The 15,808-nt window shown below is 56.3% G+C and carries 16 protein-coding genes and 1 other annotated feature; of the genes, 7 read left to right on the top strand and 9 right to left on the bottom strand.

The genetic code is table 11. The annotated features are described in order from the left end of the window. Nucleotides 1-429: 429 nt before the first annotated feature. The 3 genes from clpB to rluD all read right to left on the bottom strand — a co-directional run bounded on the left by clpB (nucleotide 430) and on the right by rluD (nucleotide 4,840). Nucleotides 430-3,003 carry an ATP-dependent chaperone ClpB gene (clpB, locus tag ACLH1I_RS14440; protein ID WP_198080218.1) on the bottom strand — a complete coding sequence of 858 codons (2,574 nt, stop codon included), beginning with the start codon at nucleotides 3,001-3,003 and terminating at the stop codon, nucleotides 430-432. 128 nt (nucleotides 3,004-3,131) lie between these two features. Then, the gene (gene yfiH / locus ACLH1I_RS14435) at nucleotides 3,132-3,863 is read right to left on the bottom strand and encodes a purine nucleoside phosphorylase YfiH (RefSeq protein WP_023318894.1); all 732 of its coding nucleotides are present in this window, start codon (nucleotides 3,861-3,863) and stop codon (nucleotides 3,132-3,134) included. Further along, nucleotides 3,860-4,840, bottom strand: a complete 981-nt coding sequence (gene rluD, locus ACLH1I_RS14430) for a 23S rRNA pseudouridine(1911/1915/1917) synthase RluD (RefSeq protein ID WP_004206840.1) — start codon at nucleotides 4,838-4,840, stop codon at nucleotides 3,860-3,862. The genes yfiH and rluD overlap by 4 nt, the downstream gene beginning before the upstream one ends. A 131-nt stretch (nucleotides 4,841-4,971) precedes the next feature. Between rluD and bamD the strand changes: the two genes are divergently transcribed. From bamD to pheA, 4 genes are all read left to right on the top strand, one after another. Then, nucleotides 4,972-5,709 (top strand): outer membrane protein assembly factor BamD, encoded by a 738-nt coding sequence (gene bamD, locus ACLH1I_RS14425; protein ID WP_004145664.1) that lies wholly within the window; start codon nucleotides 4,972-4,974, stop codon nucleotides 5,707-5,709. A gap of 271 nt (nucleotides 5,710-5,980) precedes the next feature. Continuing rightward, nucleotides 5,981-6,316, top strand: coding sequence for a ribosome-associated translation inhibitor RaiA (gene raiA / locus ACLH1I_RS14420; RefSeq protein ID WP_002914111.1), 336 nt, complete (start codon nucleotides 5,981-5,983; stop codon nucleotides 6,314-6,316). A gap of 105 nt (nucleotides 6,317-6,421) precedes the next feature. Further along, nucleotides 6,422-6,546: a sequence feature (Phe leader region), on the top strand. Further along, on the top strand, nucleotides 6,423-6,470 hold the full coding sequence (gene pheL / locus ACLH1I_RS14415; RefSeq protein ID WP_100250063.1) for a pheA operon leader peptide PheL: 48 nt from the start codon (nucleotides 6,423-6,425) through the stop codon (nucleotides 6,468-6,470). Its footprint overlaps the feature before it by 48 nt. Nucleotides 6,547-6,570: 24 nt before the next feature. Continuing rightward, nucleotides 6,571-7,731: a bifunctional chorismate mutase/prephenate dehydratase gene (pheA, locus tag ACLH1I_RS14410; RefSeq protein ID WP_049092790.1), complete on the top strand. Its 1,161-nt coding sequence runs from the start codon at nucleotides 6,571-6,573 to the stop codon at nucleotides 7,729-7,731. Here pheA and ACLH1I_RS14405 read toward each other — a convergent pair. The 3 genes from ACLH1I_RS14405 to aroF all read right to left on the bottom strand — a co-directional run bounded on the left by ACLH1I_RS14405 (nucleotide 7,728) and on the right by aroF (nucleotide 10,864). Then, nucleotides 7,728-8,600, bottom strand: coding sequence for an SMP-30/gluconolactonase/LRE family protein (locus tag ACLH1I_RS14405; protein WP_004206842.1), 873 nt, complete (start codon nucleotides 8,598-8,600; stop codon nucleotides 7,728-7,730). The two genes, pheA and ACLH1I_RS14405, sit on opposite strands and share 4 nt — an antisense overlap. 62 nt (nucleotides 8,601-8,662) lie before the next feature. Next, nucleotides 8,663-9,784, bottom strand: a complete 1,122-nt coding sequence (tyrA, locus tag ACLH1I_RS14400; protein WP_004206843.1) for a bifunctional chorismate mutase/prephenate dehydrogenase — start codon at nucleotides 9,782-9,784, stop codon at nucleotides 8,663-8,665. Nucleotides 9,785-9,793: 9 nt separating this feature from the next. Next, a complete protein-coding gene (aroF, locus tag ACLH1I_RS14395; protein WP_094309082.1) occupies nucleotides 9,794-10,864 on the bottom strand; it encodes a 3-deoxy-7-phosphoheptulonate synthase AroF in 1,071 nt (356 codons plus the stop codon). Between the two features lie 342 nt (nucleotides 10,865-11,206). Here aroF and ACLH1I_RS14390 point away from each other — a divergent pair, with 342 nt between their 5' ends. From ACLH1I_RS14390 to ACLH1I_RS14380, 3 genes are read left to right on the top strand one after another with little or no spacing between them, the layout of a single operon-like run. Continuing rightward, a complete protein-coding gene (locus ACLH1I_RS14390; protein ID WP_017900644.1) occupies nucleotides 11,207-11,716 on the top strand; it encodes a YfiR family protein in 510 nt (169 codons plus the stop codon). Further along, the gene (gene dgcN / locus ACLH1I_RS14385; protein ID WP_004206845.1) at nucleotides 11,709-12,932 is read left to right on the top strand and encodes a diguanylate cyclase DgcN; all 1,224 of its coding nucleotides are present in this window, start codon (nucleotides 11,709-11,711) and stop codon (nucleotides 12,930-12,932) included. Before ACLH1I_RS14390 ends, dgcN begins: the two co-directional genes overlap by 8 nt. A gap of 13 nt (nucleotides 12,933-12,945) precedes the next feature. Then, nucleotides 12,946-13,428 (top strand): OmpA family protein, encoded by a 483-nt coding sequence (locus tag ACLH1I_RS14380; RefSeq protein WP_017900643.1) that lies wholly within the window; start codon nucleotides 12,946-12,948, stop codon nucleotides 13,426-13,428. 8 nt (nucleotides 13,429-13,436) lie between these two features. On the opposite strand, the gene ACLH1I_RS14375 is transcribed toward ACLH1I_RS14380, so the two are convergent. From ACLH1I_RS14375 to rplS, 3 genes are all read right to left on the bottom strand, one after another. Then, nucleotides 13,437-14,795 carry a PepSY-associated TM helix domain-containing protein gene (locus ACLH1I_RS14375; RefSeq protein WP_004206847.1) on the bottom strand — a complete coding sequence of 453 codons (1,359 nt, stop codon included), beginning with the start codon at nucleotides 14,793-14,795 and terminating at the stop codon, nucleotides 13,437-13,439. A gap of 53 nt (nucleotides 14,796-14,848) precedes the next feature. Then, nucleotides 14,849-15,310 carry a DUF2946 domain-containing protein gene (locus ACLH1I_RS14370; protein ID WP_023318898.1) on the bottom strand — a complete coding sequence of 154 codons (462 nt, stop codon included), beginning with the start codon at nucleotides 15,308-15,310 and terminating at the stop codon, nucleotides 14,849-14,851. Nucleotides 15,311-15,429: 119 nt separating this feature from the next. Continuing rightward, nucleotides 15,430-15,777, bottom strand: coding sequence for a 50S ribosomal protein L19 (rplS, locus tag ACLH1I_RS14365; RefSeq protein WP_002914145.1), 348 nt, complete (start codon nucleotides 15,775-15,777; stop codon nucleotides 15,430-15,432). Nucleotides 15,778-15,808: the final 31 nt, after the last annotated feature.

Below are 15,808 nucleotides of genomic sequence, written 5' to 3'. Positions count from 1 at the left end.
ATTACGTGTTCACTCTTGAGACTTGGTATTCATTTATTGTCCGAAGACATTAAGAATCCATGTCACTTTGAGTGCCCACACAGATTGTCTGATAAATTGTTAAAGAGCAGTTGCGACGCGCTTTAGCGCTCTGTCGCGAGGTGGCGTATAATACGCTTTCCTCATTCAGAGTCAAGCGCTTATTTTGCTTTTCTCTGTCGGCTTCAACGTTATCTTTCGCCGTTGAATCCTGCTGCCCCGGCGGCTTGCTTGCCGTTATTCCGTGTCAGTGGAGGCGCATTATAGGGGGTAATTCTGAAGTGACAAGGATAAATTCAAAAAAAGAATTCAATCGCTCACTTTTCAACCAAATCAGGTATTGAGCTTTAATTCTTGCCTGGTTTTTAAACAAAAACGAGCCCGCTGGGCCCGTTTTTGTCGTTTTGTGACTTACTGCACTGCCACGATACGGTCGTCTTTCACTACCAGCTCGACGGTTTTACCCGGAATCAGCTCACCGGAAAGGATCTGCTGGGCTAACGGGTTCTCAATCTGCTGCTGAATAGCGCGTTTCAGTGGCCGCGCGCCGTATACCGGATCGTATCCGTTGGCGCTGAGCAACTTCAGCGCCTCATCGGACATCCGCACTTCATATCCGCGCTCTTCCAGACGTTTATACAGGCGCTGCAGCTGGATCTGGGCAATAGAAGCAATGTGTTTCTCACCCAGCGGATGGAAGACCACCACTTCATCGATACGGTTGATGAACTCCGGACGGAAGTTCTGGCTGACAACCCCCAGCACCAGGTCTTTCATATGTCCGTAATCCAGCTCGCCGAACCGTTCCTGAATCAAATCGGAACCGAGGTTCGAGGTCATGATGACCACCGTGTTACGGAAGTCGACCGTTCTCCCCTGGCCATCGGTGAGGCGCCCGTCGTCGAGTACCTGCAGCAGAATGTTGAACACATCCGGGTGCGCTTTTTCCACTTCATCCAGCAGGATGACGGAATAAGGACGACGGCGCACCGCCTCGGTCAGGTAACCGCCCTCTTCATAACCGACGTATCCCGGAGGCGCACCGACCAGACGCGAGACGGAGTGTTTCTCCATAAACTCGGACATATCGATACGCACCATTGCGTCGTCGCTGTCGAACATAAAGTTAGCCAGCGTTTTACACAGCTCGGTTTTACCGACCCCGGTCGGACCGAGGAACAGGAATGAACCAATCGGCCGGTTCGGATCGGACAGCCCGGCACGGCTACGGCGAATAGCGTTAGATACTGCTTCAACCGCCTCATCCTGACCAATCACCCGATGATGCAGTTCCTGCTCCATACGCAGCAGTTTGTCACGCTCGCTTTCCATCATGCGGGAGACCGGGATACCGGTCCAGCGGGCCAGCACTTCGGCGATTTCAGCATCCGTCACTTTATTACGCAGCAGACGCATGGTTTTTCCTTCGGACTGAGTGGCTGCCGCCAGCTGTTTCTCCAGTTCCGGAATTTTGCCGTACTGCAGCTCGGACATCCGCGCCAGGTCACCGACGCGACGCGCCTGTTCGATGGCGATTTTCGCCTGCTCCAGCTCGGCTTTGATGGTCTGGGTGCCGGAGAGGGACGCTTTTTCCGCTTTCCACTCTTCTTCCAGCACCGAGTACTGCCGTTCTTTATCCGCCAGCTCCTCGTTGAGCATATCAAGACGCTTCAGACTCGCCTCATCAGACTCTTTCTTCAGCGCCTGCTGCTCCAGTTTCAACTGGATGATGCGGCGATCGAGACGGTCCAGCTCTTCCGGCTTCGAGTCGATCTGCATACGGATGCTGGACGCCGCCTCATCGATAAGGTCGATGGCTTTATCCGGCAGCTGCCGGTCGGCAATGTAGCGATGCGACAAGGTCGCCGACGCCACGATAGCCGGGTCGGTGATCTGCACATGGTGGTGCAGTTCATAACGTTCTTTCAGACCGCGCAGAATAGCGATGGTATCTTCTACCGACGGCTCGGCGACGAACACCTTCTGGAAGCGGCGCTCCAGCGCAGCGTCTTTTTCAATGTACTGACGGTATTCGTCAAGCGTCGTCGCCCCGACGCAGTGCAGTTCACCACGCGCCAGCGCCGGCTTCAGCATGTTGCCCGCGTCCATCGCGCCGTCGGCTTTACCAGCGCCAACCATGGTATGCAGTTCGTCGATAAACAGAATGACGTTGCCTTCCTGTTTCGACAGGTCGGTCAGCACGCCTTTCAGACGCTCTTCAAACTCACCGCGGTATTTCGCCCCGGCCACCAGCGCGCCCATATCCAGCGCCAGCACCCGGCGGCCTTTCAGCCCTTCCGGCACTTCGCCGTTGACGATACGCTGCGCCAGGCCTTCGACGATAGCGGTTTTACCCACCCCGGGTTCACCAATCAGCACCGGATTGTTTTTGGTACGGCGCTGCAGTACCTGAATGGTACGGCGGATCTCTTCATCACGGCCGATAACCGGGTCCAGCTTGCCCTGTTCGGCACGCTCGGTGAGATCGACGGTAAATTTCTTCAATGCCTGACGTTGGTCTTCGGCACCCTGATCGTTCACGCTTTCACCTCCGCGCATTTGTTCAATCGCCTGAGTCACGTTGGCGGTTGTTGCTCCGGCGGATTTTAAAAGGTCGGTCAGCGTACCGCGTGATTCAAGCGCCGCCAGAACAAACAGTTCTGACGATATAAAGTTGTCCTTTTTCTTTTGCGCCAGCTTGTCGCAAAGGTTCAGGATCCGCACTAAATCCTGAGAAGGTTGCACATCGCCGCCGGTGCCTTCCACCTGCGGTAAACGGCTCAGAGCCTGTTCGATGTCAGTGCGCAGTTTCCCGGCATTCACGCCCGCCGAGGTTAATAAAGGACGTACCGATCCCCCTTCCTGATTCAGCAAGGCGCTCATTAAATGAAGAGGTTCGATGAATTGGTTGTCGTGCCCGAGTGCAAGCGACTGGGCATCGGCAAGAGCAAGCTGGAATTTATTGGTAAGACGATCCAGACGCATAACTCCTCCCATAACAGGTCAAATTTGCTACTGGAGATTAAATGAGGTCATCCCTCAATTATTCAAGGTTAAAGACCTGAACTATGCGAAAAATAAGTTTGCCTTCTGGATCGTCTTGATTCTCTAGGTTATATCAGCCAAATGAAACTTGCCATACGACCGGTGGTCTTGTCGCGCCGGTAAGAGAAAAAATCATCCTTTTCGCTTAGCGTGCAGCGATCGCCGCCGAAAATCTGCTCAACGCCGACGTTTGCCAGGCGCTGCCGAGCCAGCTGGTAGATATCAGCAAAATATTTTTCGCCTGCCGGACGAAAAGCCTGATGCGCATTCTCATCCTTAGCCATAAAAGCGTCGCGAACTTCTGGGCCCACCTCAAACGCCTGCGGACCGATGGCGGGTCCCAGCCACGCCATAATGTTTTCGGCTTTATCGGCGAAACGGGCGACCGTCTCTTCCAGAACCCCTTCACATAAGCCGCGCCATCCCGCATGCGCCGCGGCGACTTCGGTACCGGCGCGGTTACAGAACAGGACCGGCAGGCAGTCAGCGGTCATCACCGCGCAGACAGTCCCTGGCGTACGGCTATAAGAGGCATCCGCGCGTTTCGACGGATAGGGTCCGCCGTCCAGCGTGAGCACATCGGTACCATGAACCTGCTCCAGCCAAACCGGGTAAGACGGTAAGCCGCCGGCGGCAAACATCCTCCGCCGGTTTTCTTCGACATGCTGCAGATTGTCGCCGCAATGGGCGCCCAGGTTGAGCGAGTCATAGGGCGGCAGACTCACGCCGCCGATGCGGGTAGAACTACAGGCCGCCACGCTGCCGGGCATTGGCCACTGCGGTACAATCAGTTTAGTCATAACCAGTCAATATCGTCCTTATGGGCTTCAAAATCGGCGCGCATCGCCTCGATGAGCTCGACCATATCTTGTGGGATGGGCGCGTGCCACTCCATTTCAATGCCGGTAATCGGGTGGTACAGACGTAGCATGGTGGCGTGCAGCGCCTGGCGGTCGAATTTACGCAGCGCGGTGATGAACTCCTCCGACGCGCCCTTCGGCGGACGCGGGCGGCCGCCATACACCTGGTCGCCTACCAGCGGATGGGTGATATGCGACATATGCACGCGGATCTGATGCGTACGACCGGTTTCCAGACGCAGGCGCAGGCGGGTATGGATGCGGAAATGTTCCATAATGCGGTAGTGGGTCACCGCCGGTTTGCCCATCGGGTGCACCGCCATATGGGTACGCTTGGTCGGATGACGGCTGATCGGTTCTTCAACCGTACCGCCGGCGGTCATATGACCGATCGCCACCGCTTCGTATTCACGGGTGATCTCGCGCAGCTGCAGCGACTCCACCAGCCGGGTTTGCGCTGGAATGGTTTTCGCCACCACCATCAGACCGGTGGTGTCTTTATCCAGACGATGGACGATCCCCGCACGCGGCACATCGGCAATAGGCGGATAGTAGTGCAGCAGCGCATTCAGCACAGTACCGTCAGGGTTGCCCGCGCCAGGATGTACAACCAGATCGCGCGGTTTGTTGATCACGATGATGTCATCATCTTCGTAAACGATATTGAGCGGAATATCCTGCGGCTGGAAGCGCGCCTCTTCTTCGATTTCCACATCGATAGCGATGCGTTCTCCCCCCAGCACTTTTTCTTTCGGTTTATCGCCAATGGTGCCATTGACTAATACGCGTTGGTCGAGGATCCATTCTTTTATCCGCGATCGCGAATAATCAGGGAACAATTCGGCCAAAGCCTGATCTAAGCGTTGACCGAGTTGATTTTCGGTCACCGTTGCGGTGAGTTGTACTCGTTGTGCCATATACAGCTTCTTCGTTTAACGTTGGGTTTTACGGCTTTGCCGTTTAATATAGTGTGCTATTGTAGCTGGTCTTAATCGGGAGCAGGAACAGAGATTCTCCCGCATAAACATTTTGAGGAAGTCAAAACGTCATGACGCGCATGAAATACCTGGTGGCAGCCGCCACACTGAGCCTGGCTTTGGTGGGTTGCTCCGGCTCTAAGGAAGAGGTGCCTGATAATCCGCCGAATGAAATCTACGCGACCGCCCAGCAAAAACTGCAGGACGGTAACTGGAAACAGGCGATAACGCAACTGGAAGCGTTGGATAACCGTTATCCATTCGGCCCTTATTCCCAACAGGTACAGCTGGATCTGATTTATGCGTATTACAAAAACGCCGATCTGCCGCTGGCTCAAGCGGCCATCGATCGCTTCATGCGCTTGAATCCCACCCATCCGAACATCGACTACGTCATCTATATGCGCGGCCTGACCAACATGGCTCTGGATGACAGCGCCCTGCAGGGCTTCTTCGGCGTCGATCGTTCCGACCGCGATCCGCAGCACGCGCGCGATGCCTTCAATGACTTCTCCAAACTGGTACGCGGCTACCCGAACAGCCAGTATGCCACGGACGCCTATAAGCGCATGGTATTCCTGAAAGATCGCCTGGCGAAGTATGAGCTGTCGGTGGTGGATTACTACACCGACCGCGGCGCATGGGTTGCCGTCGTTAACCGCGTGGAAGGTATGATGCGTAACTATCCGGATACCCAAGCCACCCGCGATGCCCTGCCGAAGATGGAAAATGCCTATCGTCAAATGCAGATGAATGCTCAAGCGGACAAAGTCGCGAAGATTATCGCCGCGAACAGTAAGAACACCTGAGCCTGACTCATGGATCGCAAACGGCAGCCACTGGCTGCCGTTTTTTTATTCGTTATCCTGGTTAGCTGAAGCGGTTTAGCGTCGAGTTAACTCATCAAATATGGCCTGCTTTGGCAGGTTCTACAAGTAAAATCTCACTTCTTCCTGCCCTGTCTCACAAAATGAATTCGTTGACAAAAAGTGACAATAAAACGTGATTTAGATCACACATTTTGACATTAGGAAAGGTATGCTGGATTCACCAAGACGGGAAAGACAAGAGGTAAAATTTATGACAATGAACATTACCAGTAAACAAATGGAAATTACTCCGGCAATCCGCCAGCATGTCGCAGACCGTCTCGCCAAACTGGATAAGTGGCAAACTCATTTAATTAACCCGCACATCATTCTGTCTAAGGAGCCGCAGGGTTTTATCGCTGATGCAACCATCAACACGCCAAACGGCCATCTGGTTGCCAGTGCGCGTCATGAAGATATGTACGCCGCCATTAACGAATTGATCAACAAGCTGGAACGGCAGCTCAATAAAGTGCAACACAAAGGGGAAGCCCGCCGCGCCGCGACGTCGGTGAAAGAGGCAGGCTTTGTGGAAGAAGAAGAGTAATCCTTAACTTAAGTTGTGTCATGCCACGCGCCTTCGGGCGCGTTTTTTATTGACAGAGTGAAAACAGTACAGGTACTGTAATCCCCACTACTTAAAGGAATTCATCATGAAACTCGTCCCGTTCTTCTTCGCATTCTTTTTTACCTTCCCCTGACCGGGAGGCAATTCGTCGTATAAGAAAGAATGCGAAGACGAACAATAAGGCCTCCCACCCGGGAGGCCTTTTTTATTGGATAACAACAAAGGCAACATCTATGACCGAGGAAAACCCATTACTGGCGCTGCGCGACAAGATAAGCGCGCTGGATGAGAAACTGCTTGCTCTGCTGGCGGAGCGTCGCGGGCTGGCTGTTGAGGTTGGTAAAGCCAAACTGGCCTCCCATCGCCCGGTGCGTGATATTGACCGCGAACGCGATCTGCTGGAGCGTCTGATGACCCTCGGCAAGCGCCATAATCTGGACGCTCATTACATCACCCGCCTGTTCCAGCTGATTATCGAAGACTCTGTACTGACCCAGCAAACCCTGCTGCAGCAGCATTTGAATAAAATTAACCCGCATTCGGCTCGCGTGGCGTTCCTCGGTCCCAAAGGCTCTTATTCGCATCTGGCGGCGCGTCAGTACGCCGCTCGCCACTTTGAGCAGTTTATTGAAAGCGGCTGCGCGAAGTTCGCCGATATTTTTAATCAGGTGGAAACCGGCCAGGCCGATTACGCCGTAGTGCCGATTGAAAACACCAGCTCCGGCGGGATCAACGATGTCTACGATCTGCTGCAGCATACCAGCCTGTCGATCGTAGGCGAGCTGACGATCCCTATCGATCATTGCGTACTGGTCAGCACCTCGACGGATGCCGATAAAATTCAGACCGTCTACAGCCATCCGCAACCGTTCCAGCAGTGTAGCCAGTATCTGAGTCGCTACCCGCACTGGAAGATTGAATATACCGAGAGCACCTCAGCGGCGATGGAAAAAGTCGCGCAGGCGAACGCCCCGACCGTCGCGGCGCTGGGCAGCGAAGCGGGCGGCGCTCTGTACGGCCTGCAGGTGCTGGAGCACTGCCAGGCCAACCAGACGCAGAATATTACGCGCTTCCTCGTTCTGGCGCGCAAATCGGTAAACGTCTCCGATCAGGTTCCGGCGAAGACCACGCTGTTAATGGCGACCGGTCAGCAGGCGGGTGCCCTGGTGGAAGCCTTACTGGTGCTGCGCAATCACAATCTGATCATGACCAAACTGGAATCTCGCCCCATCCATGGCAATCCGTGGGAAGAGATGTTTTATCTCGATATTCAGGCAAACCTGGACTCGCTGCCCATGCGCAAGGCGCTGAAGGAGCTGGCGGAGATCACCCGCTCCATGAAGGTTCTCGGTTGCTACCCCAGCGAAAACGTCGTGCCGGTGGATCCGGTTTAACGTTCGCGGAACGGTAATTTCTTCATCCCTGCCACCGCCACCGGCAGGGTGAAGATGGCGCCGGACAGCGGATACTGCGCCAGCTCATCGTCCTCCATGTTTTCCCGGGTGGTGGTGATATAGAGCGTTTGCATATCCGCCCCGCCAAAGCAGACCATCGTCGGGCAACGTACCGGCATCGGGTAGGACTCCAGCTCCTCACCCTGCGGAGAGAAACGGGCGATCCGCCAGCCGTCAAACATTGCGCTCCAGTAACACCCCTCCACGTCAATCGCCGCCCCGTCCGGTATCCCTTCGCCAGGCTGAAAACGGCGAAAGACTTCGCGCCGGCCAGGCTCACCCTGCTCATCCAGCGGCGTACGGTAGATCACGGCGTTCGGCGTATCGGAGGTATACATCCAGCGCCGGTCGGCGCTAAACGCCAGACCGTTGGCGCCATGGATGTCACACTGGATCACCGTCGGCTTCAGGTCGTTATCGACCCGCATCAGCAGCGCGCCGTTATAATCCCCCGGGCCCCAGAAGGTGCCGGCATAAAAGCGCCCATCGCGATCGGTCCCGCCATCGTTAAACCGCGCCAGTTCCGGATTGCTCGGGTTATCGCAGACTTTACGCCGTAGCAGACCGTGGGCGTCGGTCAGCCAGATACCGCTGCGCAATGCAACGATAAACCCGCCCTTCTCGCGCAAGGAAAAACAGCCGACCTCCTCCGGAAATTGCAGCACCTGGTGTTCGCCGCTGCGGGTATCGTAGCGGTGAATTTCACATTCCATAATATCGGCCCAGTAGAGGGCCTGCTCTGCCTCGCTCCAGGTCGGGCATTCCGGCAGGTATCCGGTGTAGTCAAACAGCGGTTGTGGTTCAGCCATCGTTGTCATCCCTATAAAAAAAGCCAGCGGTCGCTGGCTTTATTGTATACACCTTTTTCGCTTTACTGCCGATTATCGTTCGCCTGACGCAGCAGCGTGCGGCTCTCGCTCTGGAAACGCTGGGCGTAATCGCCAAACCAGTGTTCGACTTTACGGAAGCTATCGATAAACGCCTGCTTATCGCCCTGCTCCAGCAGACCGATCGCCTCGCCAAACCGCTGGTAGTAGCGCTTAATCAGCGCCAGGTTGTTTTCCGAAGACATAATAATGTCGGCGTAGAGCTGCGGATCCTGGGCAAACAGACGGCCCACCATCGCCAGCTCCAGCCGGTAAATGGGTGACGAGAGCGCCAGCAACTGCTCAAGGCGCACATTCTCTTCCGCCAGATGCAGCCCATAGGCGAAGGTGGCAAAGTGGCGCAACGCCTGAATAAAGGCCATGTTCTGATCGTGCTCCACCGCGCTGATGCGATGCAGGCGCGCGCCCCAGACCTGAATTTGCTCGAGGAACCACTGATAGGCCTCTGGCTGGCGGCCATCGCAGTAGACTACCACCTGCTTGGCAAGGCTGCCGCTGTCCGGACCGAACATCGGGTGCAGGCCGAGTACCGGGCCCTGATGCGCCGCCAGCATCGCCTGCAGCGGCTCTGCTTTAACCGAGGCAAGGTCGACCAGAATGCAATCCGCCGGCAGCGGCGGCAGCCTGGCGATCGTCTCCACGGTGGTGTGAATCGGCACGCTGACAATGACCATGCCGGCATCGGCGACGATATCCGTCGCCCGCGCCCAGTCCTCTTTTTCCAGAATGCGCACCTGATAGCCGGACAGCGTTAACATCTTCTCAAACAGACGCCCCATCTGCCCGCCGCCGCCGACGATCACTACCGGCCGCAGATTCGGGTAAAGGGTTTTGAAGCCTTTGTCGTTTTCGCTGGAATAGGATTCGCGCATCACGCGACGCAGAACGTCCTCGATCAGATCCGGCGGAACGCCGAGCGCAGCCGCCTCTTCTCGCCGGGAGGCGAGCATCGCCGCCTCGCGTTCCGGGACGTAAATCGGCAGGCCATACTGGCTCTTCACCTCGCCGACTTCGGCCACCAGTTCCAGGCGCTTAGCCAGCAGGCTAAGCAACGCTTTATCTACTTCATCAATTTGATCGCGTAACGCGGTCAGTTCAGCAACCATACTTTCCTCTTACACCAAACGGGCCGCCAGGTGGCCGCGGAGATCCTTATCCAGTTCACGCAGTAGCGCATCGGTGGTTTCCCAGCTGATGCAGGCATCCGTTACCGAAACGCCGTATTTCATCGCCTCACGCGGCTGTTCAGAGGACTGATTGCCCTCGTGGATATTACTCTCAATCATCAGGCCGATAATGGAGCGATTGCCATCTTTAATCTGCGCGACAACGGATTCAGCCACGGCCGGCTGGCGGCGGAAATCTTTATTGGAGTTCCCATGACTGCAATCTACCATCAGCGACGGCTTCAGTCCCGCCTGCGCCATCTCTTTTTCGCATTTCGCCACATCGTCCGGACCGTAGTTTGGCGCCTTACCGCCGCGGAGGATCACATGGCCGTTCGGGTTACCCTGCGTTTGCAGCAGGCAGACCTGCCCGGCCTGGTTGATACCGACGAAACGGTGCGGCATCGCCGCGGCGCGCATGGCGTTGATGGCCGTGGCCAGGCTGCCGTCGGTGCCATTTTTAAAGCCTACCGGCATGGAAAGACCAGAGGCCATTTCGCGGTGCGTCTGAGATTCCGTGGTTCGCGCGCCGATGGCGGACCAGCTGAACAGATCCCCAAGGTACTGCGGGCTGTTGGGATCCAGCGCTTCCGTCGCCAGCGGCAGTCCCATATTCACGAGCTCGACCAGCAGACGACGCGCAATCTTCAGGCCGCCTTCAACATCAAACGAACCATCCATATGCGGATCGTTAATCAGCCCCTTCCAGCCGACTGTAGTACGGGGTTTTTCAAAATAGACGCGCATCACCAGATAGAGGCTATCGCTGACCTCTGCGGTAAGGGCTTTAAACCGACGAGCATATTCGATCGCAGCTTCCGGATCGTGAATGGAGCAAGGACCGCAAACCACCAGCAGGCGCGGATCGCGGCCGGCGATGATATCGGAGATGGTTTCACGGGCGTGCGCGATCTGCGCTTCCTGTTCAACGCTCAGGGGGAATTCCGCCTTCAGTTGCTCCGGGGTCATTAACACATGTTCGTCGGTAATATGTACGTTATTCAGCGCGTCTTTTTGCATGATTGCGATCCTGTGTAGCTCGTTTGCGATAGGGGTTGCCTCAGCGGGCATGACGTAACGATACCATACAAAGTAAAGAATTCAATCCATATTCCGTAAATTTTACTTTACACCAATAAATTAATTGGCACTTACCACGGCATTAAACGTACAAAAATATTTACACATAGCGAAATCGCGCCAAAATGGCTCATCAGAGCCATCGGCATTACGAAAAATCCTGGTGAGATTTGTCCCAAAGCAAAGGGCGCATCTAATGACGGGTTTTGCTATCAGTGATATTCTTCGCCGGGCATCGGCAGCGGCTTTTCCCGCGCCAGGGCGAATTTGACGGAAGCGTTAATGACAGTATTACACCGTCTTTTATTGACTGTATTTTTTCTCATCGCGGTATCTCCTGTTTTTGCTGCCGGACCTTCAGAACATGTTCGCGCGATTGTTTCCGGGATCGTGACCTATACCCGTTGGCCGTCATTAACAGGGGCGCCGAAGCTGTGCATTTTTGCCTCATCACGCTTCACCCATAGCCTGGCTCATGAAGATCCGGATGCATTGCCCTATCAACCGGTGATAGTACGTAATAGTGAAGAAGCGTTAAAAACAACCTGCGATGGTTTTTATTTTGGCAGCGAATCGCCGACCCAACAGTCGGAATTAACTCGCCGCTATGGCTCGAGGCCGCTGTTACTCATCGCAGAACAAAATACGGATTGCTCAATTGGTAGCGCGTTTTGCCTGATCATCAACGACGACAGGGTCCGCTTCTCCGTTAATCTGGACGTTCTGACGCACAGCGGGGTTCGGGTTAACCCGGACGTCCTGATGCTTGCCCGGAAGAAACCACATGAATAAGGACTTTTCACAGACATCGCGCCCGACGTTCAAACGCGCGTTGCGTCGCATTAGCGTGATAAGCGTGGTGATTTCCATGACGCTGGTCTGGCTGCTGCTGAGCACGGCCTCTATTTTCACGCTCAAGCAGTACGCGCAGAAAAACCTTGAGCTCACTGCCGCGACCATGGGCCGCAGTCTCGAAGCCGCCCTGGTGTTTGGCGACAGCGCGGCAGCAGAGGAGACCCTCGCTTCGCTGGGGAAGCAAGGGCAGATTTCCCAGGCAATCGTGCTCAACGGCCAGAAGCAGCCCTTCGCCGCATGGCGCCACGAACCGCTGGCCAACAAAGAACAAGTGAGCGGCCTTATCAGTAAATGGCTGTTTCCGGAGCCCACGGTGCAGCCCATCTGGCACCAGGGCAAACAAATCGGCGAGCTGCGACTAACCGCGCTTGATGAACTAATTAGCCACTTTCTGGGCATCTCGATTCTGGTACTGACAGGCAGCATTCTGCTCGCCTCGTTTATCGGCCTGCTGCTGACCCACTCCCTGCACCGGGGGATCGTCGCCGCCCTGCAGAGCATCACCGAGGTCGTGCATGATATTCGCGAAAACCGCCACTTCTCCCGGCGGGTGCCGGAGGAGCGTATCGAGGAGTTCCATCTGTTTGCCCAGGACTTTAACAGTCTGCTGGGGGAGATGGAGGACTGGCAGCGCCAGCTGCAGGCCAAAAATGCTCAGCTGTTGCGCAGCTCGTTACACGATCCGTTGACCGGCCTGGCTAACCGCGCCGCCTTTCGCAACGCGCTTGCCGAGCTGATGAAAAATGAAGTGGATCACCAGACCTCAGCGTTACTGTTTCTCGATGGCGATAACTTCAAATTGATCAATGACAACTGGGGACATGCGGCGGGCGATAAAGTGCTGATGGAAGTCGCCAGCCGCCTGATGACTTTCGCCGGTAAACGCCATCTGGCGTGGCGTCTCGGCGGCGATGAGTTTGCCGTTCTGCTGCGCGAGGTGCGCTCGGAAGCAGAAGTCCAGGCCCTGTGCCAGGCGCTGTCGGAACAATTTCTTCCGCCATTCAATCTGCACAATGGCCATAGCGCCACGCTCTCGCTGAGTGTCGGTTATGCCCTGGCGTGGGAGCACGCCACTGCGGAATCACTGCAAGAACTTGCCGATCAGAATATGTATCGGATGAAAAACCAACGTATCCAGCAGACGCTGAAATAATAAAGGACGCATTATGATCACGAAATATTTCGCCCCCGCCCTGATGGCGGCGGCGCTTTTGACAGGTTGCCAGGCTCCTCAGGGAAAATTTACCCCCGAGCAGGTGGCGGCGATGAAATCTTACGGCTTCACTGAAAGCAACGGCGATTGGTCCCTGGGCTTATCCGATAGCATCCTGTTTGACAAGAATGACTACCGACTACGTCCCGACAGCCGCCAGCAGATCACCCAAATGGCCTCGCGGCTGGCGACAACCGGGATAACGCATAGCCGCCTTGAAGGCCACACCGATAATTATGGTGAGGATAGCTATAACGAAGCCCTGTCGCTTAAGCGGGCCAACAGCGTAGCCGATGCCTGGGCGGAAGGCGCCCATATCCCGCGCAGTAATTTAGTCACCCGCGGCCTTGGCAAAAAATACCCGATCGCCAGCAACGACACCGCGGCCGGGCGCGCTGAAAACCGCCGGGTTACGGTGGTCATCAGCACGCCGTAAACGTCCGCTTAATCGCTGGACTTCGCCATCCTCATTGCCGTTGCCGCGCGCCAGCGCAGGTAGTCAACGGCAATGAACAACACCAGGCTGATGCCCATCAACGGCATGGCCAGACCCAGGGCTAACGCTATCCCCAGCACCAGCCCACGGGCAGGCCAGGCGAGCGACAGCCACGCCCGCAGCAGCGAATGCGCCGGATCCCAGACGGCCTGAGGCGGACGGCGCATCCACCACAGCCGGTACCCCACGGCGATGGTTACGCACAGCGCACAGCCAAACCCCACCAGCAGCAGTTGATTCGCCAGACCGAAGAGGATCCCCATATGGAAATCGACGCCCCAGCGGGTAAGTTTCGCCATCAGAGGAAAGTCGGCAAAATGGGTGCGATCCACCACCTCCATCGTGGCGCCATCGATCGCTACCGCATCCACCTGCGTCGGCCAGCGGCGGTCGATCTCATTCACCGTCCAGGCGCGTCCGTCTGATACCGGGGGACGGATCTCCAGCCGGCTGGCGTTCAGCCCCGCCTGACGGGCCACCGCCAGTGCCCGGTCAAACTGCGCGGGCTGATGCTGGGTCATGGCCATCGCCTCCCTGTGATGCCCGGCATGGGGATCGTGTGCCATCGGTGCCTCACCGTGCAGCAGGGTATTGACCTGCGGCGTCCACCAGCCGAAAGCCGCCCGCATTTTATCAACATTGCCGCCGGCCCATTGCGACCAGGTCAGGCCGGTGGCGGAGAAGAGCAGCATGCCCAGCAGTAAACTCCAGCCCAGCGTCACGTGCAGCCGACGATGATTCTGCAGGGCGTTACTGATCCGCCGTTTTGGACGCGTCATCGCCCACAGGGCAATGCCCCCCAGCGCGGCCACCCACATCCATGAGGCAGCCAGTTCGCTGTAGAGCCGCCCGCTGTCGCCCAACAGCAGCGAACGATGCGCATAGTCAATCCACTGACGCAGCGGCAGGATGCCGCTGGTGCCGTAGACCGTCATATCGCCCTTCACCCGCAGCGCGATCGGATCGACAAAAATGGCCCGGGATTCCGACTCCCCGAGACGCGGATCGGCAAACATAATGCGGGTGGTCTCGCCCACCGCGGGGGCCGGACGCACCGCCAGCAGCCGCAGATTACCCTGGGTCGCTTCCTCGGCCAGCGCAATCTGGGCGCTGAGCGGTTGCGGGGTGCCTTCGGGAAGGCCATACAGCGCATCGTGATAGAGCCAGTTTTCCAGTTGCGGCGTCGCCACATAAAGCGTACCGGTCAGGGCTGCGACAAAGATAAACGGTCCGATAAACAGCCCGATATAGAAATGGAGGCGACGCAGCAGGTTCAGCCATGCCGCGCGCGAGGTGCAGGTTGTCATACTTTTCCTTTTTTAAAGCAAAAGAGGTCGTTGCGCGGTGCGCAGATTGATTTTTATGAAAGGGAAAAAGCAGACAGCCGCGGCGGGGCGCGGGTTTCGGGGTAGAGCCAGGGAGAGTAGCGCCAGTGTTTTAATACCGGACGAGAAGCCGGCAGGCGAATGCGCCGCAGGAGCATGGCGACGAACAGCGCCAGTGCGAAAATCAGCCCTGGGACATGGGCTAACAGCACGCAATAGCCACAGGCTTCGGCATGGTCCAGCGGCAGTTCGTGTCCGGTAGGCGTAGCGCCGTCTGTGCTGTGCATCATCGCCATATCGTGGCCGGGCATCTGCGCCATACTCGCTGGCGAGCTGTCCATCATCATGGCGTGGTGCATGCCGGGCATGGCGCTCATAGGGTCTTTTTGCAGGGAGACGGAGATCAGGGGGGCCACCACGATCAGCAGGATCGCCAACAGCGCCAGCCAGGCGGCTCGCCGTTTAGGTGTCGTTTGCTGAAAACTGTTACTGACCACCGCCCCTCCGAATAGAGGGCGTATTGTAAATGATTTACATCACGATGGTTACAACAAAGATAAAAAAAGGGCCGGCCCTGAGGCCAGCCCTTTTTGTCAGGATGTCGCGAAAGCGAATCTTAGTTAAGACGCTCTTTGATACGAGCAGACTTACCAGTGCGCTCACGCAGGTAGTACAGTTTAGCTTTACGTACAGCACCACGACGTTTAACAGCAATGCTGTCAACTACCGGAGAGTGAGTCTGGAAGACACGCTCAACGCCTTCGCCGTTGGAAATTTTGCGAACAGTGAATGCAGAGTGCAGACCGCGGTTACGAATAGCGATAACCACGCCCTCGAATGCCTGCAGACGTTTTTTGGAACCTTCAACAACCCATACTTTCACTTCCACGGTATCACCCGGACGGAAGGAAGGTACGTCCTGCTTCATCTGTTCTTGTTCAAGTTGCTTAATAATGTTGCTCATAATTTAATCTCTTATCCTGGGTAAACTGATA

This window comes from Klebsiella sp. 1SOBk10mer, assembly GCF_046602535.1.
GTDB classification, from domain to species: domain Bacteria; phylum Pseudomonadota; class Gammaproteobacteria; order Enterobacterales; family Enterobacteriaceae; genus Klebsiella; species Klebsiella quasipneumoniae.
The sequence above is the reverse complement of the archived record's forward strand: the minus strand, read 5'-3'. Positions and strand labels throughout refer to the sequence as shown.

Coding starts and splice junctions, on each gene's coding strand:
- bamD (WP_004145664.1), top strand. CDS start 4,972: ATGACGCGCATGAAATACCTGGTGGCAGCCGCCACACTGAGCCTGGCT.
- ACLH1I_RS14405 (WP_004206842.1), bottom strand. CDS start 8,600: ATGGCTGAACCACAACCGCTGTTTGACTACACCGGATACCTGCCGGAA.
- dgcN (WP_004206845.1), top strand. CDS start 11,709: ATGAATAAGGACTTTTCACAGACATCGCGCCCGACGTTCAAACGCGCG.
- ACLH1I_RS14390 (WP_017900644.1), top strand. CDS start 11,207: ATGACAGTATTACACCGTCTTTTATTGACTGTATTTTTTCTCATCGCG.
- ACLH1I_RS14380 (WP_017900643.1), top strand. CDS start 12,946: ATGATCACGAAATATTTCGCCCCCGCCCTGATGGCGGCGGCGCTTTTG.
- yfiH (WP_023318894.1), bottom strand. CDS start 3,863: ATGACTAAACTGATTGTACCGCAGTGGCCAATGCCCGGCAGCGTGGCG.
- raiA (WP_002914111.1), top strand. CDS start 5,981: ATGACAATGAACATTACCAGTAAACAAATGGAAATTACTCCGGCAATC.
- clpB (WP_198080218.1), bottom strand. CDS start 3,003: ATGCGTCTGGATCGTCTTACCAATAAATTCCAGCTTGCTCTTGCCGAT.
- ACLH1I_RS14375 (WP_004206847.1), bottom strand. CDS start 14,795: ATGACAACCTGCACCTCGCGCGCGGCATGGCTGAACCTGCTGCGTCGC.
- tyrA (WP_004206843.1), bottom strand. CDS start 9,784: ATGGTTGCTGAACTGACCGCGTTACGCGATCAAATTGATGAAGTAGAT.
- rluD (WP_004206840.1), bottom strand. CDS start 4,840: ATGGCACAACGAGTACAACTCACCGCAACGGTGACCGAAAATCAACTC.
- aroF (WP_094309082.1), bottom strand. CDS start 10,864: ATGCAAAAAGACGCGCTGAATAACGTACATATTACCGACGAACATGTG.
- rplS (WP_002914145.1), bottom strand. CDS start 15,777: ATGAGCAACATTATTAAGCAACTTGAACAAGAACAGATGAAGCAGGAC.
- pheA (WP_049092790.1), top strand. CDS start 6,571: ATGACCGAGGAAAACCCATTACTGGCGCTGCGCGACAAGATAAGCGCG.